The 24708-nt window shown below is 59.3% G+C and carries 24 protein-coding genes; 3 read left to right on the top strand and 21 right to left on the bottom strand.

Annotated elements, in window-relative coordinates; all coding sequences use genetic code 11:
- Positions 1-20: 20 nt before the first annotated feature.
- From RYC17_RS21755 to RYC17_RS21710, 10 genes are read right to left on the bottom strand one after another with little or no spacing between them, the layout of a single operon-like run.
- Positions 21-1199, bottom strand: a complete 1179-nt coding sequence (locus tag RYC17_RS21755; RefSeq protein WP_057403039.1) for a hypothetical protein — start codon at positions 1197-1199, stop codon at positions 21-23.
- Complete coding sequence (locus tag RYC17_RS21750; protein WP_316904439.1) at positions 1196-3091, bottom strand: PEP/pyruvate-binding domain-containing protein; 1896 nt, start codon at positions 3089-3091, stop codon at positions 1196-1198. Before RYC17_RS21750 ends, RYC17_RS21755 begins: the two co-directional genes overlap by 4 nt.
- The gene (dcd, locus tag RYC17_RS21745; protein ID WP_057403037.1) at positions 3081-3758 is read right to left on the bottom strand and encodes a dCTP deaminase; all 678 of its coding nucleotides are present in this window, start codon (positions 3756-3758) and stop codon (positions 3081-3083) included. The genes RYC17_RS21750 and dcd overlap by 11 nt, the downstream gene beginning before the upstream one ends.
- Before the next feature lie 2 nt (positions 3759-3760).
- Positions 3761-4273, bottom strand: a complete 513-nt coding sequence (locus tag RYC17_RS21740) for a dCTP deaminase domain-containing protein (protein WP_004667600.1) — start codon at positions 4271-4273, stop codon at positions 3761-3763.
- A gap of 4 nt (positions 4274-4277) precedes the next feature.
- Positions 4278-5294, bottom strand: coding sequence for a fatty acid desaturase family protein (locus RYC17_RS21735; protein WP_057403036.1), 1017 nt, complete (start codon positions 5292-5294; stop codon positions 4278-4280).
- A 34-nt stretch (positions 5295-5328) separates the two neighbouring features.
- On the bottom strand, positions 5329-6438 hold the full coding sequence (locus RYC17_RS21730; RefSeq protein WP_316904437.1) for an SDR family oxidoreductase: 1110 nt from the start codon (positions 6436-6438) through the stop codon (positions 5329-5331).
- 1 nt (position 6439) lies between these two features.
- Complete coding sequence (locus RYC17_RS21725; RefSeq protein WP_058401533.1) at positions 6440-6907, bottom strand: type II toxin-antitoxin system RatA family toxin; 468 nt, start codon at positions 6905-6907, stop codon at positions 6440-6442.
- A 12-nt stretch (positions 6908-6919) separates the two neighbouring features.
- Positions 6920-8173 carry an aspartate aminotransferase family protein gene (locus tag RYC17_RS21720; protein WP_058401532.1) on the bottom strand — a complete coding sequence of 418 codons (1254 nt, stop codon included), beginning with the start codon at positions 8171-8173 and terminating at the stop codon, positions 6920-6922.
- Positions 8170-8727, bottom strand: coding sequence for a DUF6031 family protein (locus RYC17_RS21715; RefSeq protein ID WP_057403033.1), 558 nt, complete (start codon positions 8725-8727; stop codon positions 8170-8172). The genes RYC17_RS21720 and RYC17_RS21715 overlap by 4 nt, the downstream gene beginning before the upstream one ends.
- Positions 8724-9794, bottom strand: coding sequence for a DUF6001 family protein (locus RYC17_RS21710; RefSeq protein ID WP_058401572.1), 1071 nt, complete (start codon positions 9792-9794; stop codon positions 8724-8726). The genes RYC17_RS21715 and RYC17_RS21710 overlap by 4 nt, the downstream gene beginning before the upstream one ends.
- A gap of 553 nt (positions 9795-10347) precedes the next feature.
- On the opposite strand from RYC17_RS21710, the gene RYC17_RS21705 reads away from it, so the two are divergent.
- Positions 10348-11463 (top strand): decarboxylase, encoded by a 1116-nt coding sequence (locus tag RYC17_RS21705; RefSeq protein ID WP_058401531.1) that lies wholly within the window; start codon positions 10348-10350, stop codon positions 11461-11463.
- A gap of 24 nt (positions 11464-11487) precedes the next feature.
- On the top strand, positions 11488-11823 hold the full coding sequence (locus tag RYC17_RS21700) for a DMT family transporter (RefSeq protein ID WP_004662130.1): 336 nt from the start codon (positions 11488-11490) through the stop codon (positions 11821-11823).
- Positions 11824-11854: 31 nt separating this feature from the next.
- Here the strand turns inward: RYC17_RS21700 and RYC17_RS21695 are convergent, their stop codons facing one another.
- From RYC17_RS21695 to RYC17_RS21645, 11 genes are all read right to left on the bottom strand, one after another.
- Positions 11855-12652 (bottom strand): phosphodiesterase, encoded by a 798-nt coding sequence (locus RYC17_RS21695; protein ID WP_058401530.1) that lies wholly within the window; start codon positions 12650-12652, stop codon positions 11855-11857.
- Between the two features lie 120 nt (positions 12653-12772).
- Entirely contained in the window at positions 12773-13360 is a 588-nt protein-coding gene (locus RYC17_RS21690; RefSeq protein ID WP_316904431.1) for a peroxidase-related enzyme, read from the bottom strand.
- Positions 13360-13887 carry a CMD domain-containing protein gene (locus RYC17_RS21685; RefSeq protein ID WP_058401529.1) on the bottom strand — a complete coding sequence of 176 codons (528 nt, stop codon included), beginning with the start codon at positions 13885-13887 and terminating at the stop codon, positions 13360-13362. The genes RYC17_RS21690 and RYC17_RS21685 overlap by 1 nt, the downstream gene beginning before the upstream one ends.
- 70 nt (positions 13888-13957) lie before the next feature.
- A complete protein-coding gene (locus RYC17_RS21680; RefSeq protein WP_057403028.1) occupies positions 13958-15523 on the bottom strand; it encodes an ABC transporter substrate-binding protein in 1566 nt (521 codons plus the stop codon).
- A gap of 51 nt (positions 15524-15574) precedes the next feature.
- On the bottom strand, positions 15575-16588 hold the full coding sequence (locus RYC17_RS21675; protein WP_057403027.1) for an ABC transporter ATP-binding protein: 1014 nt from the start codon (positions 16586-16588) through the stop codon (positions 15575-15577).
- Positions 16578-17576 (bottom strand): ABC transporter ATP-binding protein, encoded by a 999-nt coding sequence (locus tag RYC17_RS21670; RefSeq protein WP_057403026.1) that lies wholly within the window; start codon positions 17574-17576, stop codon positions 16578-16580. The genes RYC17_RS21675 and RYC17_RS21670 overlap by 11 nt, the downstream gene beginning before the upstream one ends.
- Positions 17573-18493, bottom strand: a complete 921-nt coding sequence (locus RYC17_RS21665; protein WP_057403025.1) for an ABC transporter permease — start codon at positions 18491-18493, stop codon at positions 17573-17575. The genes RYC17_RS21670 and RYC17_RS21665 overlap by 4 nt, the downstream gene beginning before the upstream one ends.
- Entirely contained in the window at positions 18490-19464 is a 975-nt protein-coding gene (locus RYC17_RS21660) for an ABC transporter permease (RefSeq protein ID WP_004665494.1), read from the bottom strand. The genes RYC17_RS21665 and RYC17_RS21660 overlap by 4 nt, the downstream gene beginning before the upstream one ends.
- Positions 19461-20921 (bottom strand): NAD(P)-binding domain-containing protein, encoded by a 1461-nt coding sequence (locus tag RYC17_RS21655; protein WP_057403024.1) that lies wholly within the window; start codon positions 20919-20921, stop codon positions 19461-19463. The genes RYC17_RS21660 and RYC17_RS21655 overlap by 4 nt, the downstream gene beginning before the upstream one ends.
- Positions 20922-21161: 240 nt before the next feature.
- Positions 21162-22112, bottom strand: a complete 951-nt coding sequence (locus RYC17_RS21650) for a LysR family transcriptional regulator (RefSeq protein ID WP_057403023.1) — start codon at positions 22110-22112, stop codon at positions 21162-21164.
- A 108-nt stretch (positions 22113-22220) separates the two neighbouring features.
- Positions 22221-23276: a GGDEF domain-containing protein gene (locus tag RYC17_RS21645; RefSeq protein WP_058401524.1), complete on the bottom strand. Its 1056-nt coding sequence runs from the start codon at positions 23274-23276 to the stop codon at positions 22221-22223.
- 403 nt (positions 23277-23679) lie between these two features.
- Here RYC17_RS21645 and yghX point away from each other — a divergent pair, with 403 nt between their 5' ends.
- Positions 23680-24567 (top strand): YghX family hydrolase, encoded by an 888-nt coding sequence (gene yghX, locus RYC17_RS21640; protein WP_004665497.1) that lies wholly within the window; start codon positions 23680-23682, stop codon positions 24565-24567.
- The last annotated feature ends 141 nt before the right edge of the window (positions 24568-24708 follow it).

The raw sequence follows: 24708 nt of genomic DNA, 5'->3' as shown, positions 1-24708 counted from the left end.
ATCTCCCCGGCAAAGTGAATTCAGAGCCGACTCGCCTCACGGGCAAAGTCGAGTTTCGAATAGAGATCCTGCTGAAACGGCAGGTTTCGCTCCGCCAGAAAATCGCGCATCACGTTGGATACGGTTTCAAAGTCTTCTTCAACTTCACGTAGCGTGTGCAATGTCCTGCTGCGGCAATACTCGACCTCGACCTGAGCAAACTCTGCGCTGCCGTCAACCATGCGGCAGACATCGAAATACGCGCCAAAACCATTGCCGGTCCTCAGCGATTCGAAATTGATGTCGATCCGGGTGCGCCTGAACGGCTTGAGCCGACACAGATTTGCCGAGGTCATCGAGCGGGCGTGAGTTTCGATATCGGCAAACGCCACCGGCTGATCGGTGTTGAAGTCTTCGCGGCGCAATTCGGCGTTTTCGAGAAACCATTTGCGTTTGACCGCCATCAGCCCATCGGCCTGAGGAATGAACGAGATGTAACCGGTTTCGAGCGGGTCGCCCGTCACTTCGAAAATGTGCGATTCATAATCGTAGGTTTGAAAGTCACGGTCGATTTCCAGCACCAGGTCCTTGAAAGCGCCCTCTCCGAACGCTTTGTGCATCGCGGTGGACAACTGCCACATGTCAGGTATCTGAAACGAGGTGAATTTACGTTCCAGCTCCATTTCCGGCCGCCAGCGCACGTACCAGCAGTCATCACTCAGCATCGGTTGCGAAACAGCCACACGCGCAGCAGCGGATCGGGCCAAACGTTGCCAGGCCCTCCAGGAAGCACGTTCTACCGGTTCGACATCCATAAGGTGCAGGAACAAGGCCCCGGCTTCGCCCTCATGGATATAGTGATAAACGCTGCATTTACCGAGGTGATGCGTCACCGCCAGAGTGGCCATCAGCGCCTGATCGGACGGCCGACGGTGAAGCGTCGGGTCCAGCACATGCATGCGTGAGCGACTGTCTTGCGTACGCTTGCGCTGCCCGGCATTGAAGACTTGAAAGTCGAAGTCCTTCATCGGCATGGGTACATGCATGTGATGGGCATTGGAAAGCCACTGCGCATGCAACGTACCACTGGGGATGAACAGACCGTTGTCCGAGTGACGGGCTCGAGCAGCCTCTGTGTCGACAATGGCAACCAGCGCAGAATCAAGGCTGCCGTTGAGGGTGTGCGGATCGAAGAACAGCAGTGAAATATCCGTAGTCATTGTAGCTCCCGTACTTCGTTGACAGCGTGAGGCAGCGCCTTCGGGCTCTGGCTGAAAGTGATCCGTTGTCCGGCCAGCCCCTGTTGATACAGCGCCTCGGACTCCACGGCGGGGATGCCGTGTTCACGCAAGAGGATCGAAAGATGACAAAGCATGGACGCCTGCTCGAAGACAAAACCGCGCGCGAACGGCAGCAACGCCGCCAGTGCCGCGTAGGGGCGTGGCGAGACCACAATGGCTTGTCCGTCATGAGCACGCAGTTGTCGCTCAAGCTCCTCCAGTTCAGCCCCCAGAGAGCTGGACGTGGGGATCGAGTTGATCGACACGGTGGCTGAGATACTCAGTTCTTCCAGTTGCCGACCGGCAGTTACTACAACCACCGGCCCGTCGGCATAACCCGGAGAAATGAGGCGGATTTCCGTTGAGTCCTCTACCTGCACGAACGTCGACAACGGCGAGAAATCAATCAGGTGCAACTGCTGCCCGGCCCTCACCCACTCCAGTTGCACCGAGCCCAACAGTTCGCCGGCGGCGTGAGTAATGCTGTGCAATTGCCGGGCATCTGCCGGGCCAGTCGGGTCGTGCGCTACCAGCCGGGCGCGTTGCGTCCCGGCGATGCCGCGATTGATCGCCAGCAAGCCTTCCGATGACCATTCGCAGGTCGTCGAGCCGTCATCGCACGCCTGAGTGATGAGCCCTGTTTCACCTTTCAGAAACTCGCGGACCACAAAACACACCACCCGCTCATCACTGAGCTCAAGCAGGCGCTCACGCAATGCGCCACGCTCGAGGATCTGCTGGCGTACATGATCGGAGAAGTCCAGCACGACCTGATCGGTGTTGAGTCGGTCCAAAAGCAGCTGGCTCATCGCTGGCTCGACCAGCCCCTGACGGTTTGCCTTGACCAACAGCGCCTGGCCCGCAGAAACGCCGTGGGTTTGCGCGAACAACGCCAGCGGGCGGCGCTTGCTTCGGAAATACTGCGCAAAGGCAGGCAATGGCCGGAAATCCATCAGTGCTTCATCACTGGCGATATACAGTTCGGCCCATTCCAGGACCGGCTCCAGGCTGCGTGCTTCGCGCAGGCTAGTGACGGGTCTTGCCTGGAGCAGCCAGAGTTTCTGGTCATCAGCCGCCCACTCGATATCGGCGGGCAGCCCCAGCGCCGCAGATGCATTGGCAGCCAGTGTCGCCACCTCCAGCAGCAACGCCTTGTGCGGCTCCAGCGCGGCATCACAACCCAGCAATTGCTGGTCGCTGACGCGCGCCGACATGCCCTTCTCTACCCCGGAGACCATCGCTTCGCCCAGCGATGCGACGGTTTCAATCAGCGTTACTGCCTCCCCGCTCAACGGATCATGGCTGAAGGCTACGCCTGCGAAGCGGGCCTTGACCATGCGTTGCACGATCACCGTCATCTCTACCGGCGTTTCCAGCATCGACGCTCGCAAGCGTTCCAGAATGGCCTGGCGGGAAACTCCGGAGCGCCATACATCGAGCACCGCAGCCTTGAGTGCCGGTAGCCCCTGCACCGAAAGGTGTGTGCTGAAAATCCCGGCAAAACTGTGCTGATTACCATCTTCGATATTCGCCGAAGAACGTACGGCAAGTTCGCTGCCGGCATCAAAGCCCGTTTGCTCAAGCAGCGCCTGGAGATGGCTGTCGGCAGCCTCACTCCATTCAAACTCGGCCAGCCGGGCGATTCTGTCCATGTGTTCGTCAAGGAAGGCACCTGCGGTGATCCGCACGGTTTTCAGCGTGTCTTCAATAGCCTTTTTGCGGTCTGCGAAGTCGTGCCAGAGCACGCGGTAGTCTGCATCGTCCAGAGCGCTCAGGGGCGGCACCGGCAATGTAGCGGCAAGCTTTTGCAGGGTTGAGTATTTACTGGACACGACGGCCTCCTGCTATCAGTGGAAGGTCAGTGGCCCTTCGAACGGGCCCACTGGCCAGTGCATCCGGGACTGCATCAACCTCCTCCTGGGCTGCCAGAACCGGAAACGGCGCAAGATTGGGCACCACCAGCGGCTGTGGGCGTGGCGCCTTTTCGAAATCCATGAATATGCGTGACGCAAAGGCTTCGGTCGCGCCCTGATACTTCCCGGAATACAGCTCGATATCGCCTTTGACGTTCCAGAACATCATTTGACCGATGTTCATGCCGGGGTAAACACGGATGCGGTTCAACGCATACAGCTGCAAGGTCCAGCGTCCGACGAAACCGATGTCGCCCAGCGGGGCCGACAGGTTGATGAACATTCCCAGTCTTGCAATCGAGGAACGCGCCGCATAAGTGGGCACGAAATGGGTGCTGCCCATGGTTTCTATGGTCGAGGCCAGGTACAGCTTCATGGGCTGCAATTCATAGCCTTCGGGGCCGATTTCGATGGTTCGGGTGGCCGCCTCGGTGCGCACATCGATCACATCGTCTTCGTAGACCTTCATCTGATCGTGCAGGCGGAAGTTGTAACTGTTGGGGTTGACGTTCTCATGGGAAAACGGACTGATGACGATTTCACCCGAACGCACACGATTTTCGATTTCACTACCGGTCAGTATCATGGTCAATCCAGAATGATTTTCGAGGGCACGGTGCTCTTGGAGCCCAAGTAGCGTCCCGCATAACAGGTGGTCAGGCCGAAGTTTGCCCAGAAGCAGACCTTGGCCACTTTGGTGCCGGCATAGACCCGCACCGGCTGGGTAACGACAATCTCCAGGGTCCAGCTGATGGCCGCGCCGGTGTGGCCGAGCGGCGCACTGGTCTGAATGAAAACGCCACAGGACGCCGTGGAAACGTTGGCGTAAAGCTCACTGGCAAAATCGATACCGCCGATCTGCTCGGCCGTGGCGCCGAGGTAAAAGCGGTTGGGGTACAACACAAAGCCTTCTGGCGGAATATGATGCTCGACCACCTCCAGCTCCCCGTGAGGATCGATGCGGTCGCTGCGATACTCCAGAAGCAGATCCGCCAAGTGACAGCCGTAGGAATTGACCTCTACATGAATGGGGTCGAAAGGCTCGATGACGACACTGCCGACCTCGCGCATTTTCACTATTTCAGAACCGGTCAGCATCATGGGTTCAAGCCTCCTGATCCAGAGACGCCACGGCGCGTGCCTGTCCGTTCGCACCGTACAATTCGGCCCGCATGCTGCGCGCGCCCCAGAGATAACCTTCGGTGTTGCAGGCGGCGGCCGAGCCTGGCAGGCGCTGAGCAAGGCGTCGGGACAAGGTGCCCAGGTGATAGCTGGGGACCTGTTGAAAAAGGTGGTGCTCCCAGTGCCTGTTGATATTGCACGGTGCAAACAATCCTCGTTCCAGCCAGCCCGGACTGACGCTGCGTGCATCGCGCTTCACGCTCCGGGTCGAGAGCCCGGCATGCTCCGACAGACTGCGAATGCGCAGAATCGGCGGAAGAAAGAACACCAGCGGTGCCAGCCAGTACAACAGCACGCCCGGCCAGACACTGAAAGCGCTGATGAGCAGCACTGCACAGGCATAAAAAGCCAAAGCCTGATAGCGCTCGGTGCGCGTCGCGGGCGAAGGGCTGGTGAAAAGCCCGATCACGCTGAAACTGTCCATCGTGCGTAACGATTGCAGGGTCGACAACCCGCTGATGTCGCGCAGCAAGGCCTGCCAGAACAACCCCGAACTTGGCGGTGCGAACGCATCGGCGTAGTCCGGGTCGGTCGGCGTATTAAGGTGCTTGTGATGGGCAATATGGTGAGCCCGATAACGTGACGTGCTCAATGTCAAAGGGAACGTCAGAAAGACGTTGGAGATCAGGTCGTTACGCCGCTTGTCACGGCTGATCAGCAAATGCGCCGCGTCGTGCATGAGCACCAGCAACGCGTGCTGTCGCGTCGCAATGACGACTACGGCGATAATGCAAACCAGAGTCGAATCGCTGACTTCAGCCAGCGTGACTGCGGCGACGATCACCGCCCACTGCACGCCTATCTGCAATGCCTGCCGCCAATTGCTGAGTTGCTTGAGATCCGAGGTCAGTGACAGGTTGTCACGTGCCAGCGTAGCGCGCTCGGAGCGTCGGTCGTAAGCGCCACTGTCCATCGTGTCGAGTTCGATTGTGTCTTCCATCTTTCGTCTCCCGTTCAATCGTTGAAAGGGCCTGCTAACCGTGCATTGCCGCTGATTTCGCGACAAGCTTGTCCAGGGTGAGCCGCGCATCGGGCGCATGAGCCAGCCAGTAATCCACCGCTCTGGGTAAAAATATTTCTGCGCTGGGTGCCGGGTGCCGGACATTCAACGGGGGTCTGACCAGATCGCTTTCGGCGTACACGCCATAGATCTGTAACAGGCGCTCGAAATAGCGGAAATCCCGGGTTGAAATACCCTCCGGCCGCCATGCAACCAACGAGCGCTTGAGGAACGCCCATTGCCGACTGCGCAGGATCGGTGCCGGCGTCAACGGTGCCACGCCCGCTTCCTGTCGCGCATGGTCGACACGCGACTCGATGATGCGGATTACCTGCTCATAAGGCAGGCGCGTATCTCCTGCCGACGCCACAACCTCGCGCGCGTCGCCACCTGCAACGCAATGACTGACCAGGTGGATCAATTCGTCGACCACCCAGTCGATAGGCACCAGGTCAAACAGCCCTTCGCGGTTGCCGACCAGAAACGGCGGTGAAAAGGAATTGATGAAGCGGATCAACGGATACAGCCCATGAAAACGGCTGATTGCGCCGTCGCTGGTAGCGCCGATGACCAGGCTGCAACTGAACACGGAAATCGGCATTTGTCTGCCGAAGGTTTCGCGTAACCCCCGCTCGGCAGCGGCCTTGCTTTCCTCATAACCGTTGCGATAGGTCCATCCCTCACACTGCGTGAAAGCCGTGGACACATAGATGAAGTGCGGCTTGCGCACCAGTTTCTGGACAAAACCGCAGAACAGCTGCGCACCTTCGACATTCAGCTCATGCATCTCTTCGAACGTCTTGTCCCAGGCCACATCGGCAGCGAGGTGGACCGCCGTGGCGCTCTCGATGGCTGGCATGGTGTCCGCCAGCGCATTCAGGGAAGCGGCATCTGTAAGGTCGGCGATCCGGCACTCAAGCCGCGAGCGGCTGTCCGCCGGCAGGTCTTGCAGGCAGCGACTGGCAGCTTGCCCGGAACGACACAAGGCTATGACATGCGACTCCGGATGCTGACTGAGCCAGTCGCGCACGAACCAGGAGCCCAGTGCGCCGCTGGCACCGGTGATGATCAGTGTCGAACGCATATCAACAGCCCCCTGCCGCAACCCGCTGATGACGGCAAGCGAGCAATTGATTGCGTATACCGTCGAGCATCTGGATGTTATTGGCGCGAATCGCGCGTTCACCAATGGGGTGCAAAACCTCGGCCAGCGATGGGATGCCAAGGTCGAAGGTGACATTCAGGTCCACATGCAAGCCATCGGCGCGTTGTATCAGCAGCCACTCGCCGTACCAGACCTCAAGGTCGCCATCGGTCTGTTTGAACTCGATGCGCTCGTTCGTCACCAGCCAGTCCTGCTCGGTCCAGGTCAGCTCGCTGCCGTTAATCAATACTCGCCACGTACTGGAGACATATTCACTCTGCCGGGGGTGAACGATCACCTCCAGCACATCACTCATGAAGTCGGGATAGCGGGCGAAGTCCGAGAGGATCGGCCACACTTCGCCAGGCTCGAAGTCACCAAGAAGCACGCTGGTTGATACATCAGGCATAGGAACTCTCCGTCATTGGATGGAACGATAGGCCGCGTCGACGGCATCACAGAAACTGTTGATGCCCTGTTCGAGGTCGTCCCGGGTGATGGTCGCGTCGGGATAAACCCGCAGTACCCGGGTTGCGCTCAGGCAGAAAGCCAGCAGCACATTGCGGTGTGCGGCCTCGATCAGGGTCTGCGCCACATAGTTACTGGAAGTGAACTCCACACCGATCATCAGGCCGCTACCGCGTACTTCAGCCACCGCCGGGCAGTCCTGCAGACGTTTGCGCAGGATTTCCATGGCCACTTGCCCCAGCTCATTGACGCGTTCGCAGAATGCGGGATTGCTAACCACGTCGAGCACCGCGTTGACCACTGCCCCGGCCAGGGCGCTGCCCGCATAGGACGAGGCATGCACAACCGGATCACGCGCGGGTGCGCCGAACCGGCTGCTGTCGTAAATGGCGGCGGCCACCGGGAACACGCCGCCGCCCAGGGTTTTGCCGAACACGATGATGTCGGCTGGCGCTCCGCAGACCAGCGACCCGCTGCGCCCCAGGCCTGATTGAATCTCGTCATGAATCATGAACGCGTCATGCTCGCGACATAGCCCGGCAAGTTCTCCCAGAAAGCTCAGGTCCACCGGCCTGATTCCGCCCTCTCCCTGAACAGGCTCGGCGATGACCGCAGCAATATCGCCTTCTGCCAGTGACTTGCGTGCAGCGTCCAGATCACCGGCATTGATGAACACCACATCTTCGGCATGCATCAGCGAGGCGTGGCCCCTGTAGCCATAGCTGACCGCCAGCGCGCCGCTGGTACGCCCGTGATAAGCATGAGTCAAAGCGATGATTCGCCGCTTGCCGGTCTGCATGCGCACCAGTTTGAGCGCCGCTTCGATGACCTCCGAACCGCTGTTGCCGTACAGCACGCCATTACCTGGCCGACCGACACTGGCCACCAGGCGCTCAGCCGCACTGAGGCTGGGTTCGTTGGCCAATATCCGGCTGGAAAGGCCCAGCGACGTCACCTGCCGCGTTAGAGCAGCGACCACCTCCGGGTGCCGATGGCCCAGCAGATGCAGGCCGAACGATCCAAAGTCCAGCCAGCGCCGACCGGTATCGTCGGTTATCCACGAACCCTGGGCCGAGTACTCGGCTGCGGTAAGCCCTGCCATTCGCAGCATCAGGCCTTGCTCACGGCCGAATACCGCCCCGTAACGCTCGACAAACGATGATTTGCGCACCGGCACTGCAGGCGCGGTCATGACATGACTGTTCATAGAGACCTCATCAAAGGAGCCAGAAAGGCAGCATCGCGTCCTGCCAGTCGGCAGGAGCGGTCCCAGTCACGCAGGGTCCGCAGGACCTGGCCCTGAGTGCCCGGCAGCAACGGGTTGAACAGCTTTCCGGGAAAGGCTTGCAGAACTTCCTTGAACAGCTCGATCAACCGGCTTGCCTCATCAATCCGGTCGGCATCGGTATCCGTGGGGACGCCCAGCCATTCGACGGCGACTGGCCCGGAGTGAGCAATGACGTCTGTGAGCCCGTATTCACTGAACAAGGCGAACTGGTGTAACTCGTTCGGGGTGTCGGCACCGGCGAGTCGGCAGTCAATGTCGACCATCAATTCAGCCAGCTTGATTCTCAGCGCATCCACCACTTGAGGCTCGTTCGCTGCGCCTTCGAGGTCTTCCAGATAGGCTTCAAGCTCGGTCATCAGCAACCAGGCCACCGATATCAGCTTTTGCGCGTAAGGCCCTGCCGGGTATACATAGCCGCCACTCAGCCGGGGAAACCACTGGCGACCGGCGGCCTGTGCTGAAATTGCACTCATGCGTGTGCTCCCTGCATCGGGTTGTGATCCTTGAGTGAGAAGCTGACGAGTCCGGCACGCGCAGCGCGCAGAAGACAGGCGGCAGCCTCGGGGGATTGCTCGGCAAGATCGATCGGGCGGGTGCTGGATAGCTCTGGCACATCCACACGTACCAATAGCGTCGCCTGTTGATCGTCGGTGAGCACAAAGTCGACCCCCGGCAAAAACGCACTGGCGGCGGAACGCTCGATACCTGGTTTTAACGCGGCATAGTCCGCTTCGCAGGCAAAGGTTTGCTCGGCGAGCTGGGTCAATTCACACAATTGCATGAGGCCTGCCCCCTGCAATCCATTGCGGCAGGCAGGATAGGCGCGTTGCCACAGCTGCCCGATGGCACGGGCAAGGCCGTCGTCATTCAGCATGCCGTACCTGTTGAGCGCGCGGTCCCATCGCAGGAGTGTCCACTTGCGATTGGAGTTGACCCAGCCGTGGCTGGCCAGCGTCGCGTTCATCAGAAACAGTGCGGCGTTGCAGGCATAGGCGGCGGCCGCGCGGTATTCGCCACTGCGCCAGGCCAGCACTGAAAAGCAGGCGCTCTGGCGGAAGTCATCGAACGCTGCCACCGACCAGATCGAACTCAAGTCCTTCTGACTGTCCAGATAAGGAAGCGACTGATCGGTCGAAACCGCGCAGACCAAGCGCTCCAGGTACTTTCGCGATACCGCCTGCTGCTTGTCCCACTGCTTGAACGCAACGAGTTTCTGTGCGGTAGTTTTGTGTGCGTCCGTCGCCAGTTGGGAGAACGCGTTGTGAACTTCTTCGCGGGCAAATGCCACCACTTCCATATGGTGTTCATTGTGGTAAATCTGCGAGGCCATCGATTGATCGGACTGCCGATCATCAGTCACACATATCAGGTCTATATCACTGGCCGCATTAGCGATGCCATGTACGGGAGAGCTGCTGATCAGCGCCAGTTGTGCATCGGCATACTGGCGTTTTACAACCTCTTCCAGTTCGGAAAAAGCAAGTTGGCGCGAGGCCAGAAACTGCAGGGCGTTGCCTGAATAAAAAGCACGAAAATCCATGTACACCTTCCACTCGATAACGGTGACTTCATTGGGGCTGCTATTCGGCTTGCCGAGCAACCCCCTGCCTGATCCATGACCATGAATTACTTCGTCGTCGTTAACGCGAGCGCTGACGCAATGGAACAAGCCCCATTACTTCACGATGTTGTACCCAGCAAGTGGCGTGCCACCGTTATTGATCATCGTGTATTGGCAAGGTGCCAGATAATCGCCAACGCCGGTCTGAAGCGTGACCGAAAGATCAGCAAGCTTTTAAATTCACTGACTTTTTTTCGTAAACCTTCGAAATATGACAACTTTAATATATGTATCGAATTATGTATAAGCCACTTTTAAAAGTAGCAAAGTGCTATCCATGTTTATTATTTCAGGGCACGTAAGCAACTGCACCACGCCGACTCAATAGCGTCGAAATCGCACTGTTTTGGCTTATCGTCTTGTATACATGTTTATTAGATCACTGCCGTTAAGTTTGTTCAGCCGCCTGATAAAGCAGTGGCACGAAGCTTGCTCAAACTCTGCTCACACTTCGAAGCCAGGGAAGTTCAACGTGGACACACTTCTTGCACAATTAGCCGACGACACTAACGACACCTTCTATACCGTTGACCCGCGCTGGATCACTCGGAATGCGCAGCAATTCAGTGGCTGTTTTCCAGGTACCGTGCTGTATGCAATGAAGGCCAATCCACTTGTGCAGGTACTTGAAGCCTTGAGCCAGGGCGGTATCAATCATTTTGACGTGGCGTCGCTTGCAGAGGTGCAGACGGTACACAACACGCTGCCCAACGCAGTTCAATACCTGATGAACCCAGTGAAGTCCCGCCATTGCCTGCACGAGGCCTACTATCGGTATGGCGTGCGTTCATTTGTGCTCGACAGTGAGGAGGAACTCTCGAAGTTGCGGGACGTGTTGCCCGAGCGCGACAGCACGATCAGCCTGTTCGTGCGCTACGCATCCTCCGAGTCGACGGCGGTTTATGATCTCAGAGGAAAATTCGGGGCAAGTCCGGTGTTAGCGACGCAACTGGTGCATCAAGTGGCGTCCAGCACTGACTGGTCACTCGGGCTGTCATTCCATGTCGGTTCGCAAGCCATTGAAGACGGCCCGTGGCTCGCTGCCCTCAATGACGCCGATGCCATTGTGCGCGACACCGCCGAGCACGTCAGGCACCTGGATATCGGTGGCGGGTTTCCGGGCAATTACCTGAACTCCATGGGCAATACGCCAGACCTGGTTGGCAGAGTCTGCGAGCATATCCAGACCAGCCCGACACTGAAGGACCTGAACCTGATCTGCGAAGCGGGTCGTGGCCTGGTCTACGGCGGCATGTCGCTATTTGCACGGGTGCTTTCAAGACGCGAACACAGTGTTTTTTGTGGTGCCGGTATTTTTGGCGGTTTGCTCTCAGCCCAGCAGTGGCTGCAATTTCCCGCACGCGTGTGGCGAGACGGCACCCCTTACACCGGTGCAGCGGAAAACACGTTCAATATCTTCGGCCCCACCTGCGACAGCATGGATCGCCTGGCCTTTCCCTACACGCTCGCCAGCGATATCAGGGAAAGCGACTGGCTGGAATTCCAATCGACCGGCGCTTACTCGGTGTCCTTGCGCACCCCGTTCAACGGGTTTTACGCCGACCGCATCATTTCTCTCCCTTCCTGAATGCCTGAAAAGCGATCTGCCGCCATGCTCATAAAAGCCTATTTGTTCCTGCTTGCAGGAATTGTCGCTGAAACAGTGGCGACCATAGCACTGAAAGAAAGTAACGGCTTCACCCGCTGGGTCCCGGTTATTGCCTCTATCGCGGGCTATGGGCTCGGAATCGTCTGCCTGGGGTATGCACAACGGGACTTGCCCATGTCCCTGATCACCTCCATGTGGTCAGGGTTGGGCATTACGCTGATCACTGTCATTGCCGCGTTTCGCTATCAACAGGTGCCCACGTTAATGGCCGTGAGCGGTATCGGCCTGATCATCGCGGGCATCATTCTGGTCAATCTGGCCAAGGAACAAGTGGCCTGACAGCGTCTGGCTGCCAGGCTGATACGTCGGTTCAAGCGAAGTCAAAAGGCCCTTCGAAACGGCCTATTGGCACCCAGTGGGTAATCAGACCAGTGTCGGCCTTCCAGTGGTGCAGCAGCAGCGCTGGAGGCTCGACATAGGAAGCGTCGGCAGCCTCCGGGTGCAGTTGCAAGGCAATGGCCGTCGTTGTGCTCGGTGCCGTACACATCAGCGTGCCGCCAAAGCGCAGCTGCATGAAACGGTGAATATGACCGCAAACGATTCTCTCGACAGCCGGGTATCTGGAGACAACCTCGGCCAGCCGCTCGCCTCTTTCACAGCGATAGGCGTCGATATAGTGGATGCCACTCGAAAACGGCGGCTGGTGCATCATGATCAGCGTCGGTTTGTCAGGCTCCAGCGCCAGTGTGCGATCCAGCCATTGGGTGGCAGTATCGGTCATATCGCCGTGGTGCTGTTCGGGCACGCTGATATCCAGTCCGATGATGCGCATCGGCGCGCAACCCGAGTCGACGAAGCTGCAGTTTTCCTCATTGATGAAGTAATTGTGCTCCGGGAAGGCATTACGCAGGTTCTGCCGATGATCATGGTTGCCCGGTATCATCAAAAGCCTCTGGCGCAGCGGCTGCAGCAGCTCTCGGGCCATTGCGTACTCCTCGGGCCGCCCCTCGTCCACCAGATCACCGCTGAACAGAATCAGATCAGGCGGCGGATCCAGGGCGTTTATCGTGTCGACGGCAGCCGCCAGCATTGCATTCGAATCGACAACGCCTTGATAAAGCAGCCCTCTGGGCCGTACATGCGTGTCAGAAATGTGCGCTATCAGCATTCCATTACCTCAATCGTGACCAGGTCGCTTATTCACTTGTGCAGCGAACCTGCAACGACCGGGCCAGACTTCGCCCCGGCCATTACTGAAGCGCGGCAGCGATTGAGAACACCGCAGGCTTTAAACCTCGGGAAACACCGGTTCTCCCAGATTGAGCATGAGCCGATTGGCCCAGGCAAATATCGAGATGGCGTGAATCAGGTCCAGCACCTGCGCATCATCCAACCCTTGCTCGCGCAGTGCATTGATGTGCCCGGCGTTGAGCGAGGCCGGTTCGAGCGTCAGGTCGATGGCGAACTGCACGATGGCTTTTTCACGTGCGGTCGTACCTGCCGTATGGGGGTCGGCAAATACCTGGGCGATGACATCATTGCGCTTGGCCAGTTGTTCGAAGCGTTGCGCATGCACTGACGCGCAATAGACGCAGCGGTTGATTCGCGACACAACGGTGCTCGCCAGTTCCCGTTCGGCGCGCGACAAGCCACCCGGTGCGTACATGATCGCGTTGAACGCCTGTGAACGCTGGCGAAGGATGTCTGGGTGATGTGCCAGGGTCAGGTAATAATCCGAGGTCTTGGCCTGAGGATGGCTTTCTTCAAGCACCGCAACCTGCCCGGCGGTCGCGCGGTTCAGGTCCACGGGTGGCAGCCAGGCTTTCCAGCCCAGTACTTGATTGGTGAAACCTTCAATTTCTATGAGTTCGCTCATCAGGCTGCTCCGGCAGACTTTAACGCATCCAGCCCTGCGGCCAGACGCACTTGATAGGACAGGAATGCGATCAGTTGTGCCAGCACTACGATTTCAGCGGTGCTCAGGCCCTGATGTTGCAGCGCCTGCAACGCGCTTTGATCGCCGTGTACCGGAGACTCGATCAAGGTGCGGGTAAAACGCAGGATCGCAGCCAGGCGCGGGCTCTCCAGCAGGTCGATTCGGCTGGCGCTCACATCGGCCAGTACGCTTGCCTGCGCTCCAGTCGCCTGTAATTGCGAAAGATAATGCTCGCTGAGGGTCGGTTGCAGGCTCAGCAGGGTCGCGTAATAAGCAACCCAGAGGCGCTCGTTCAAAGACAGGTTGTGCTCCAGCGTCGGAGCAAAAAACAAATCCTGGCTACCCTGGGTGGCCAGTGCGACCTTGTCCCGCGCGTGTCGAACTGTGTGCAGCGGACTGCCCGGCGCAATGCCCAAAAGGCTATCGAGAGTGTCCGGAGGCGTTGAATGTTCAGTGGTCGATGTCATGACAGGTCCTGCAATGCTGTGGTTGCATGCGCGCAGTCGCTTCAAGAAGCTGCGCAGGAATGAAAGGAGATCAAGGCTGTTCGGTAACCATGGTTGCCGCCGTGCGGTCACTGACCAGCGGCTCTACCTTCAGGCCTTTGCGCGCCGCCCAGATGTTCTGGTAGTGGAACAGCGGGATGATGCCGACATCGTCGCTGACCACCTGGACCGAGTCCTGAAGAATCTTGCGCCGTTTGGCCTCGTCGAATTCGGCGGTCGAATCAGCCAGAGCCTTGTCTACCAGCGAATTGCTGTAATGCCCCCAGTTGGACGCGCCCTGCCCCTTGGTGCTGTCGACCGTGGTCAGAATGTTGGTCAGGGCATATGCCGCTTCGCCAGTCCCGTTGCCCCAGGCAATCACACTGATCGCCAGTTCATTCTTGTTGGCCTTGCCCGCGTACACAGCCCACGGCAATACCTCCAGCTGGACCTTGACGCCGATCCGCGTCCAGAATTGCGCCACCGCCTGCATGACCTCCGGTGCCTGCGGATAACGGTCGCCTGGCACATGCACAGTCAGTTGGAAGCCTTCGGGAAATCCTGCCTGCGCCAGCAGATCCTTGGCCTGTTTGACGTCATAGGGAATGTTCTTGATCTGCGGGTTGTAACCGAACGTATTGGCCGGCATCCATTGATTGGCCTCGGTGACGGTGCCTTGCATGATGCGTTCATTGATGGCCGGGCGGTTGATCGCCAGGGACAGCGCCTTGCGCACCCGCACATCCAGCAACGGGTTTTCGGCCAGCGGCTTGCCTGCGTTGTCACGAATGAACTCATTCGGTCCGGCACGGAAGCTCGGTTGAATGATCAGCGCACGCAAGCCCTGATAGGCGAAAACATTGACATTCGGCGTTTTGCGCAGACGCTCCACATCGGTGGGCGACACCTTGTCGATCACGTCTACATCACCCGCCAGCAATGCAGCAGTACGGTTGGCAGCGTTGGCAATGAAACGAAAATCAACCTTGTCCCAGGTTGGTTTCGCGCCCCAGTAGCTGTCGTTGCGGGCAAAGATCGTGCGATCACCAGGCACGAACGAGACAAACCGGTAAGGACCGGTGCCGATCATGGCCTTGCCCGAGTTGTAATCGGCGCTGCTGGCGGTCGCACCTGCATGGCGGCTGACAATGTAGATCGAATCGACGTCCGGCAGCAGGTTGGCATTGGGCAGACGGGTCTTGATGATCAGCGTGTGCTCATCCTTGGCCTTGACCGATTCAACGGTGCGCATGGCACCTGCGTAAGACGCGACGCTGCCGGGCACGCTGCGGGCGCGCTCGAAGGAGAACACCAGATCGTCGGCGGTCAGCGGCGTACCGTCCTGCCATTTCACGTCATCGCGCAGGGCAAATTCCCAGGTGGTGTCGTCGACGACCTTCCAGCTCTTGGCGAGGCCCGGCAGAGTCTTGTCATCGCGGCGGCTGACCAGCGATTCAAAGGCATGCAGCGCCACCGAGCGGTCGCCGGCATAGTTGTTGAGCTGAGGATCGAGCGACGATACCGGGTCGGCATAACCGATACGCAAGTCCTGCGCCGAGACACTGCCAGCGGCCAGAACGAGGGCCGACGCTAACAACGAACGAACGAGTGGTTTCATGGGTGATTCCTTGTACGCAATGGCAGAGGGTGACGAGCTTCAGGCGCTCGTTCAGCGTTGATCATTCAGATGGCACGCGCTCTGGTGGTTCGGCGAAACCTCCCTCAGCGCTGGAACTTCCTCGCGACAGCGCGCCATGGCGTGCGGACAGCGAGGGTGGAAATGACACCCGGTTGGCGGGTTCAGCGGGCTGGGGATTTCCCCTTGGATCGCGTCATAACGGGTACTGCGAATATCAAAGCGCGGGATCTGCGCCAGCAGGGCCTGGGTATACGGGTGATTGGCACGCGCAAACAGGTCATCGACCGATGCGGTCTCGACCACCCGCCCCAGGTACATCACGACCACGCGGTCGCAGAGGTGCTCGACCACGCCCAGGTCATGGCTGATAAACAGATAGGTCAGCCCCAGTTCGTCGCGCAGGTCCATGAACAGGTTGAGAATCTGCGCCTGAATCGACACGTCCAGAGCCGCCACCGACTCGTCGCACACCAGCAGTTCCGGTTGCACCGCCAGCGCACGGGCAATGCCGATGCGCTGACGCTGACCGCCGCTGAATTGATGCGGATAGCGCTGGCGCAACTGCGGGCTGAGCCCGGCACGTTGCAACTGGGCACTGACGTAATCATCGGCCCCTTTACGGTCGGTCAGGCCATGCAGCAGCGCGCCCTCCCCGACGATACGGTCGACCCGCAGGCGCGGGTTAAGGCTTGACGACGGGTCCTGAAAAATCATCTGCACTTTCAGGCGCAGCGCCTTGCGCTCCTGCGTCGTCAGGCTGTCGAGCGGCTTGCCGTCCACCGATGCGATACCTGACGAGACCGGCAGCAGCCCGGCGACCATGCGCCCAAGGGTCGATTTGCCACAGCCCGACTCGCCCACCAGCCCGACCACCTCGCCACGCATTATCCGCAGGTCGACTCGGTCCACCGCATGGGTCACCGGTTTCGGACGGGTCAGGTGCAGTCGCTGCAGCAGTCCTTGAAGAGAGTGTTCAGCCACTGGTTTGCCGAAGATCTTGCTGACCTGGTGCAGCTCGATAAGGGGAATCAGATCACTGGGCATCGGCAGCTCCCGGATGAAAGCAGCGAACCGTCTGGCCCGGTCCCGCCTCGTGGGGTTCGGGGTCGGTCTGTACACATATCTGCGACGCTCTGGAGCAGCGCGCCGCAAAGGCGCAGCCGGCAGGCATCGACAGCAGGTCCGGCGCCATGCCGGGTATCTGACGCAGGCGCTGGCCACGCTTGTTGCGACTTGGCAGGCTGTCGATCAGCCCCTGTGTATAAGGATGTTGCGGGCGATCCAGCACCTCGGCGACCGGGCCTTGTTCGACAATACGTCCGGCGTACATCACTGCCACGTCATCAGCCAGCCCGGCGATCACGGAAAGATCATGGGTGATCCAGATCAGTGAGGTGCCCTGCTCACGTACCAGCTTCTGCACCTCGCTGAGGATTTGCGCCTGAATGGTGACGTCCAGCGCAGTGGTTGGCTCATCGGCAATGATCAGGTCCGGGGCGTGCAGCAGCGCGATGGCGATCGCCACCCGCTGGCGCATGCCGCCAGACAGTTGATGCGGATAGGCGCGCAGGCGCTCTTCAGGGCTGGCGATGCCCATCAGCGCCAGAGTACGACTGGCATGCTCGCGGGCCTCGCGCCTGCCGAGCGGGCTATGCGCGCGCACCGCTTCGACCATTTGCGTGTCGACCCGCAGCACCGGGTTGAGGGTCATCATCGGGTCCTGAAAAATCATCGCCACCCGATTGCCCTGAATACCGCGCAGTTGCGAGGCAGACAGTTTGGTCAGATCACGTCCTTTGAACAGCACCTGCCCGCTACTGATGCGCCCCGGCTCATCGACAAGACCGAGGATCGAAAACCCGGTGACCGATTTACCCGAACCCGACTCACCGACCAGGCCGAGAATACGCCCCGGCTGCACGCTCAAGGACACATCACGCACCGCCGGCAGCACGCCTGCGCGGGTATGGAACGAGGTGCACAGCCCTCGCACATCAAGGGTTGGCTGTGCTGACACTTCAGGCAGGCTCATCGCTGCAACCTCGGGTTGAGAACATCACGCAGACGGTCACCGACCAGATTGATCGCCACAATGGTGATCAACAGCGCCAGCCCCGGAAACAGGCTGATCCAGTATTCATTGCTGAGCATGTACTGAAAGCCGTTGGCAATCAGCAGCCCCAGTGACGGCTCGGTCACCGGCACACCCAGACCGAGAAACGACAGGGTCGCTTCCAGGGTAATGGCGCGGGCGATTTGCAGCGCGCCGATCACGATCAGCGGCGGCAGGCAGTTGGGCAGAATGTGGCCGATCACAATGCGTAGCGGACCAACGCCCTGCCCGCGCGCTGCATCAACGTATTCACGGCGGCTTTCGGTCAGCGCCTGACCGCGCGCTGTGCGGGCGTAATAGGCCCATTCGAGCACTATCAGGGTGAGCATCACGTTGCCGACGCCCTTGCCCAGCCAGGCGAGAATCATCAGCGCCATGAGAATGACCGGGAATGACAGCAGCAAGTCGACCAGACGCATCAGCAAGGCATCGACCCAGCCGCCTACATACGCAGATACAAGCCCCAACAACGTGCCGATCACTGCCGCAATCAACGCCGAGCCAATGCCGACCCACAGGCTGATGCGCAGGCCATAGATAATCGCCGAGACCAGATCGCGGCCCTGCCCGTCGGTACCCAGCCAATAGGTGTAACCGCTGTCCCCATTGAGGCTGCCAGGCGGCATGCGCGCGTCCATGACGTTGAGCTGCATCAGGTCGTAGGGGTTCTGCACCACAATCCACGGCGCCAAGACAGCCACCAGCACGATGATCAACAGGACCATCAGGCCTGTCACCGCAGTCGGTGAGCTGAAGAACTCGGCCAACACTCGTCGCCAGGGTGACTGGGCCTGCAACAGCGTGCTGCCGATCGGGGCTTTTTCAATGACATTCATCGGGACGCCTCGATGCGTACGCGTGGGTCCAGCAGGTAATACAGGCCGTCAACGATCAGGTTGAGCACTACGAAAATCACCACGACCACCATCAGGTAAGCGACCACCACCGGGCGATCAAGCATGTTGATGCTGTCGAGGATCAACTTGCCCGCACCGGGCCAGGCAAAAATGCTCTCGGTTACCACGGCGTAGGCGATGGTCGAGCCCAGTTCCATGGCCAGCACCGTCACCACCGGGATCATGGTGTTGCGCATGACGTGCATGCACATCACACGCATCGGCGACAGGCCCTTGGCCCGGGCGAATTTGACGAACTCCTGAGGCAGCACCTCGCGCACTCCGGCACGGGTCAGGCGCAGCACCAGGGAAATCTTGAACAGCGCCAGGTTCAGCGCAGGCAGTAACAGATGTTGCAAACCGTCCAGCGTCAGCCATGACCATTGCACGCCCAGCCATTCGCGGGTTTCGCCCCGGCCACTGGCCGGCAACCAACCCAGCGTGATCGAGAACAGCATGATCATCATCAATGCCACCCAGAACGCCGGCAGCGAAAAGCCGACGATGCTGGCGGCCATCATCAGCCGGGACAGCGGGTGCTCGGGGTACATACCGGCGAACATGCCCAGCGGCACACCGATGACCACAGCCAGAAACAGGGCGCTGAACGCCAACTCAAAGGTCGCGGGCAAGCGCTGCAGAATCAGGCGCATGGCATCTTCGTGGTACACAAAACTTTGCCCCAGATTGCCGTGAACCGCACCCTTGAGAAAAATCAGGTACTGCTGCCACAGCGGCTGGTCCAGCCCCAAATGCGCGATGGCCTGCAGACGCTCGGCCTGATTGAGGTCTTCACCCACCAGAATATCCATCGGATTACCAATGGCATTGAGGCCGACGAACACCACCACGGTCATCAGCATAATGACCAGCAACGACTGAGTGAGCCTGCGCAGCGCCCAGCCGATCATTGGCGTAGCTCTTCGGCGGTTGGCTGGCTGGCCACCCACTCATCGCCCAGCAGCTCTGGCTCGGCGTAATCGAGCATGGTGTCGAAATGCAGCGCGATGTCCTCATTGAACAGCTGTCCGACCAAGGCATGGGCCAGACGTTTGGAGCCTTCGCTGATGGCAGGAATATCCCCGGATACTGCGCCATAGCTCAGCGCTGCCGGGTAACTGAAGCAGTGGATATGGTTCAGCCCCGGACAGGCGCCGGGGGTCTTTTCCAGAAACTCGAAGCAATTGCCCAGATCCGGCAGCACCGCCAGTTCGCTATCGGTTTCACCTTGCGGCGCGTCGAAACGATCCTGCCAGACGCGAATCTGCGAAGAAAACGGGGCAAATTCAGGGCGCAGGCGGAAGTCAGTACGAAACCCGGTGGCAAACACCACAAAATCGGCCTCGATACGCGCTGTGGGCGTGTTCAGCCACACGCCGCCAGCCGGATTCTGTTCGACTGAAAGCACCGGGCTGTCGAGCATGAAGCGGGCTTTGCCCGAACCAGACACTCTGAGCGTACTGCCGCGTGGCGGTGGCACTTGCTGGGTGTTCAGGTAGTGACGAATGCGCCATTTCCAGATATCCGGCAGGCGCCAATAACCGTGAACCATGCCCGGGTTACCGACCCCCTTGCCTTTGTTGATGCGAGGCAGCTCGGCGCGCCGGATGAGCAGGTCAACCCGCGTTGCGCCCGCTTCAAGCGCAGTGGCGGCGCTGTCCATGGCCGATGCGCCACCACCGATGACTGCCACACGTTTACCGGTGAACCAGCCATCCTGCAGGCCCGCCGCCGAATGCGTCCACAAATGCTCCGGCAACTGCCGGGCAAAATCCGGCACCCAGGGGCCGCCCAGACCGTCACGGCCCGTGGCGAGCACCACATGCCGGGCCAGCAGGAATTGCGTTTGCACAGGCGTCACGATATCCAGTTCGATCAGGCCGTCCGCTCTGGGTGCGACCCGGCTAACCCGGTGTTCGTTGCGCACGTCCAGCGCCAGCACCTTGCGATACCAACGCAAGTATTCGGCCCATTGCAGGCGTGGAATCTTGTCCAGTAATGCCCAGCCGTCGATACCGAATTGCGCTTCGTACCAGGCGCGGAAGGTCAGCGCCGGTAGCCCCAGCGCCGGTCCGGTCAGTTGCTTTGGCGAACGCAGGGTTTCCATTCGCGCGGTGGTTGCCCAAGGGCCTTCGAAACCGGCCGGGGACTGATCGAAAATCACCGCCGCCACGCCGAGGTTGCGCAGTTCTGCGGCCAGAGCAAGACCGGCCATGCCACCGCCGATGATCGCCACATCAAGCACTGCCTGCCCGGCGCTCATCCTGGCTTTGACCCAGGGCTTGGCAGGCAGGTCCAGCCAGGCCAGATCCTGCTGCAAACGAGCTTCCAGGGCCGCCAGACCAGCGGGTGCATTTACATCTGACATTGATCGGTACTCGAAAAAATGTTCGGGCCACAAGCCCAAGCGGTGACTCAAACACTTCAAGAATCATTCCAATGTCGCATTAAATGAATTCTTTAAGCCTTTGAATGCTTAATTCGAATAGTAAGAGGCGCTTTTTATTCTCGCAATGCGCAAAAAAGCATATTGATATTCCTGAATGGAATTTTAACGAGCTTCGCGTGCTGTGCCGTGGGGCGTCACGACACGCATTGCACCTCTCGCTCACTCGGCATAAATGCTCTGCAACAGAGCATCGTGCGCGCTGGCTTCGTGCATGATCATTGCCGGCAACAGGGTTTTTGCGCTGTCGGCAATCTCATCGATCAGCGCGCTTGCCACATCGGACAACGGGCTGGCGAAGGCTGAAATCAGACCGAAGAAAAACGGGATGTTGCAGGCGATTGGCCGGACCACCACACCTTGCAACGGCACGCCGATGGCGGTGAAAGGATCGACCAGCGCAATGCCCAGCCCGACTCTGGCCATTTGCATGGCGATCAGGGATGTATTGGTGTCAAGCATGCGCGGCGGCTGACCGCCCGCGTCCTGAAACGCCTTGTCGATGCGTCGACGAAAGCGATACGGGTTGGCCATGGTGATCAGCGTTTGCTGACGCAGCAGCTCCATCGACAGCACTTCATGGCTGGCCAGCGCAGAATCGGCAGGCAATACCGCCACGCAAGGCGCTTCGCCGATCCAGTGGATTTCCAGGCCGCGATGCTCCAGCGGCAGGCTTACCGCGCCCAGGTCCATGGTTTTCGACAACACCGCCTGAACCACATTCTCCGGGGACATGCTCTGCAACTGGATCTGCTGTGGACGCAGATGCTCAGGCAAGCGCGACAAGGCCGTGGGCAGCAAACCAGCCGCCAGGGCCGAGATCGCTACCAGCTTGATCTGGTGATTTTCTTCCTGGGCAATATGCTGCGCACGTTGGCGGATATTCCGTACGCCCAGCAACGCGCTCTCCACTTCGCCATACATCATGAACGCCTTGTGGGTAGGCGTGACCTTCGGCCCGCTGCGCTCGAACAAGGCAAAACCCAATTCCTGCTCAAGCTCCTGAATGGCCCGTGTAACCGATGGCTGAGAACGGCCGAGCATTTTCCCGGCAGCAGTGACACTGCCTGCCGACATGACCGCCGCGAAGGCTTCGAGCTGACGCAAATCCATAAGCATGCCTTGATCGATACATAGCCAATGAGGAAGCGCGACGCAATGCGCCCTCTGTTCAAAGCGCGAAAGTCTACACGCTGATGGAGCACTGGGTGAATGAACACCTCACCCGGCGATCATTACCCGGTTTCGGCCTTGTTGTTTGCCCAGATAAAGCGACGTGTCGGCACGATTGAGGGTTATCTGAAAGGTCTCGCCCGCGGCAAGGGTTGCCATGGCAAGGGTTGCGGTGACCGCAATGCTGCGTTCATCGATCTGACCGGCCTCTTCGGCGATACGCCGCCAGATGCGCTCCGCCACCCGCAGTGCATCATCGGGCGCGGTGTCCGGCATCAGCACCAGAAACTCCTCACCACCCCAACGGGCAGCCATATCGCTGTTGCGCACGCTTGAACTGATGACTTCGGCTACCCGCTGCAACACCGCGTCACCGGTCTCATGTCCGTGGAGATCATTGATCTGTTTGAAATGGTCGATGTCGAGCAGGATCAGTGAAGCCGAGAACCCCTGACGCCTTGCCTCCAGCTCGCGTATGCGATGCAGCACTCTCCTGCGCGTATAAAGGTTGGTCAGGCTGTCGCGGTTGGCAATATGAAACAGGCTCAGTTGCATCGACGACGTGAAACGTACCGAGAGTGCGGTGGCATAAATCGACAGGACGGTAGCCGTCAGCACGTTGACGATACCGAACGCATCAAGCACGTTCTGGCTAAGGCCGGATCCCTGCCCCATGTGGCGGCGAAAGGCGAAGCATCCGACCAGCGACAGGAGTATCGCCAGGCTGTAGGCAATGCGTCTGATCGCAACCAGTTGAAAAGTAAAGGCAATGATCGGGATCACGCAGAACAGGTAAAAGCTGAAGTTGCTTTCCCAGCCCAACTCCCATGTCGCGAGCAGTGCATGGCCGATGATTTCCAGACACATCAGCTGTCCGGCCTGGCGATAGCGCTGTCTGCGGATCAGGTAAAGGCAGTTGATGTAGAGCAGCGTGCTGACGATGTTCGCTACCCACAGGACCTTCATGCCCAGCCCCAGGAACACCACCAGCAAGACACAGTGAATGCCCAGCGCGACATACACGATCGGAGTGATGTGTTTCCAGAACTGGATAGCCGTGTCCTTGAACAGCTGGGTGCGGTCTTCCGTCGGGAGGGTCATCATCACGTTATCTCGAAATGCAGGTGGAATATGACCATGAGCGTGGGGTGAAGATCATGATGTGTTGTCGGCCTGAACCGACGCTGCTTGATACGGCGGCTCGATAATATGTTGGCTTGCACAGCGCAAACGCCGCGGCATGTGCCGAAGGAGTCAAATGGACATCACTGTTGGCAAGTAGTGCAATCAGATGGCTGATTTTCCTGATCGGCTGGCAGCCGGCACAGGCCTGCACATCAGGCTCGCTGGCGCGGATCGGGAATGGATGGCGGTTTTTCTTCAATTTGCAGTAGCGATCCCGATGTTCTGGAAATACTATCGGGACCGGACATTGTGTTGATCGCGCTGCGCCCATCAGCCCGCCAACACGCAGGCAGCCCTGAATGATTCAGAAGGAAGCGTACTGATGGAACGTCTCACTGCAAAAGACTTTGCCCCTGAATTGCTTGAGCTTTACGACTACTACGCGCACGGCCGGATCAATCGACGCGAGTTTCTCGATCGGGCTGCGCTGTTCACCTTCGGCGGCCTGACCGCCAGCGCGCTGCTCGCTTCCCTCAGCCCCAACTACGCGCTGGCCGAACAGGTGGAATTCACCGATCCGGATATCGTTGCCGAGTATGTGTCCTACCCCTCACCCAAGGGGCATGGTCAGGTTCGTGGCTATCTGGTACGCCCGGCAAAAGCCACCGGCAAAGTACCGGCAGTGGTCGTGGTGCATGAAAACCGCGGTTTGAACCCCTATATCGAAGACGTTGCCCGCCGTGTGGCCAAAGCCGGTTTCATCGCGCTGGCACCTGACGGCCTGTCCTCGGTTGGCGGCTATCCGGGCAATGACGACAAGGGTCGGGAGCTCCAGCAGACCGTTAACCCGGAAAAGCTCATGAACGATTTCTTCGCTGCCATCGAGTGGCTGATGAAGCATGACGCGAGCACCGGCAAGGTCGGCATCACCGGTTTCTGTTATGGCGGCGGCGTGGCCAATGCTGCAGCCGTGGCGTACCCGGAACTGGGCGCTGCCGTATCGTTCTATGGCCGCCAGCCCAACGCCGAAGACGTGGTGAAGATCAAGGCGCCAGTCATGATTCACTACGGCGAACTGGACACCCGCATCAACGAAGGATGGCCCGCGTACGAGAAAGCCCTGAAAGCGGCTGGCACGACGTACGAAACGTACATCTATCCGGGCGCCAACCACGGCTTCCACAATGACTCCACCCCGCGTTATGACGAAGCCGCGGCCAAACTGGCCTGGGACCGCACATTGGGGTGGTTCAACAAGTACCTGGTTTAAGTTCTGGTTGAGCGGCGCGGCGCAGATCGGTGACGCAGAGCGTCACGCAAGGCATTCCCACGCAGGAGTGGTATGACCCCCGAAGGTTGGACGCAACCTTTGGAGGCGTCATGGGTAAATATACAGAGCAGGCAAAACTCG

The sequence above is a fragment of the Pseudomonas syringae group sp. J248-6 genome (assembly GCF_032586995.1).
GTDB lineage: Bacteria > Pseudomonadota > Gammaproteobacteria > Pseudomonadales > Pseudomonadaceae > Aquipseudomonas > Aquipseudomonas amygdali.
Note: the sequence above shows the minus strand (reverse complement) of the source record. Positions and strands in the feature narration are given on the sequence as shown.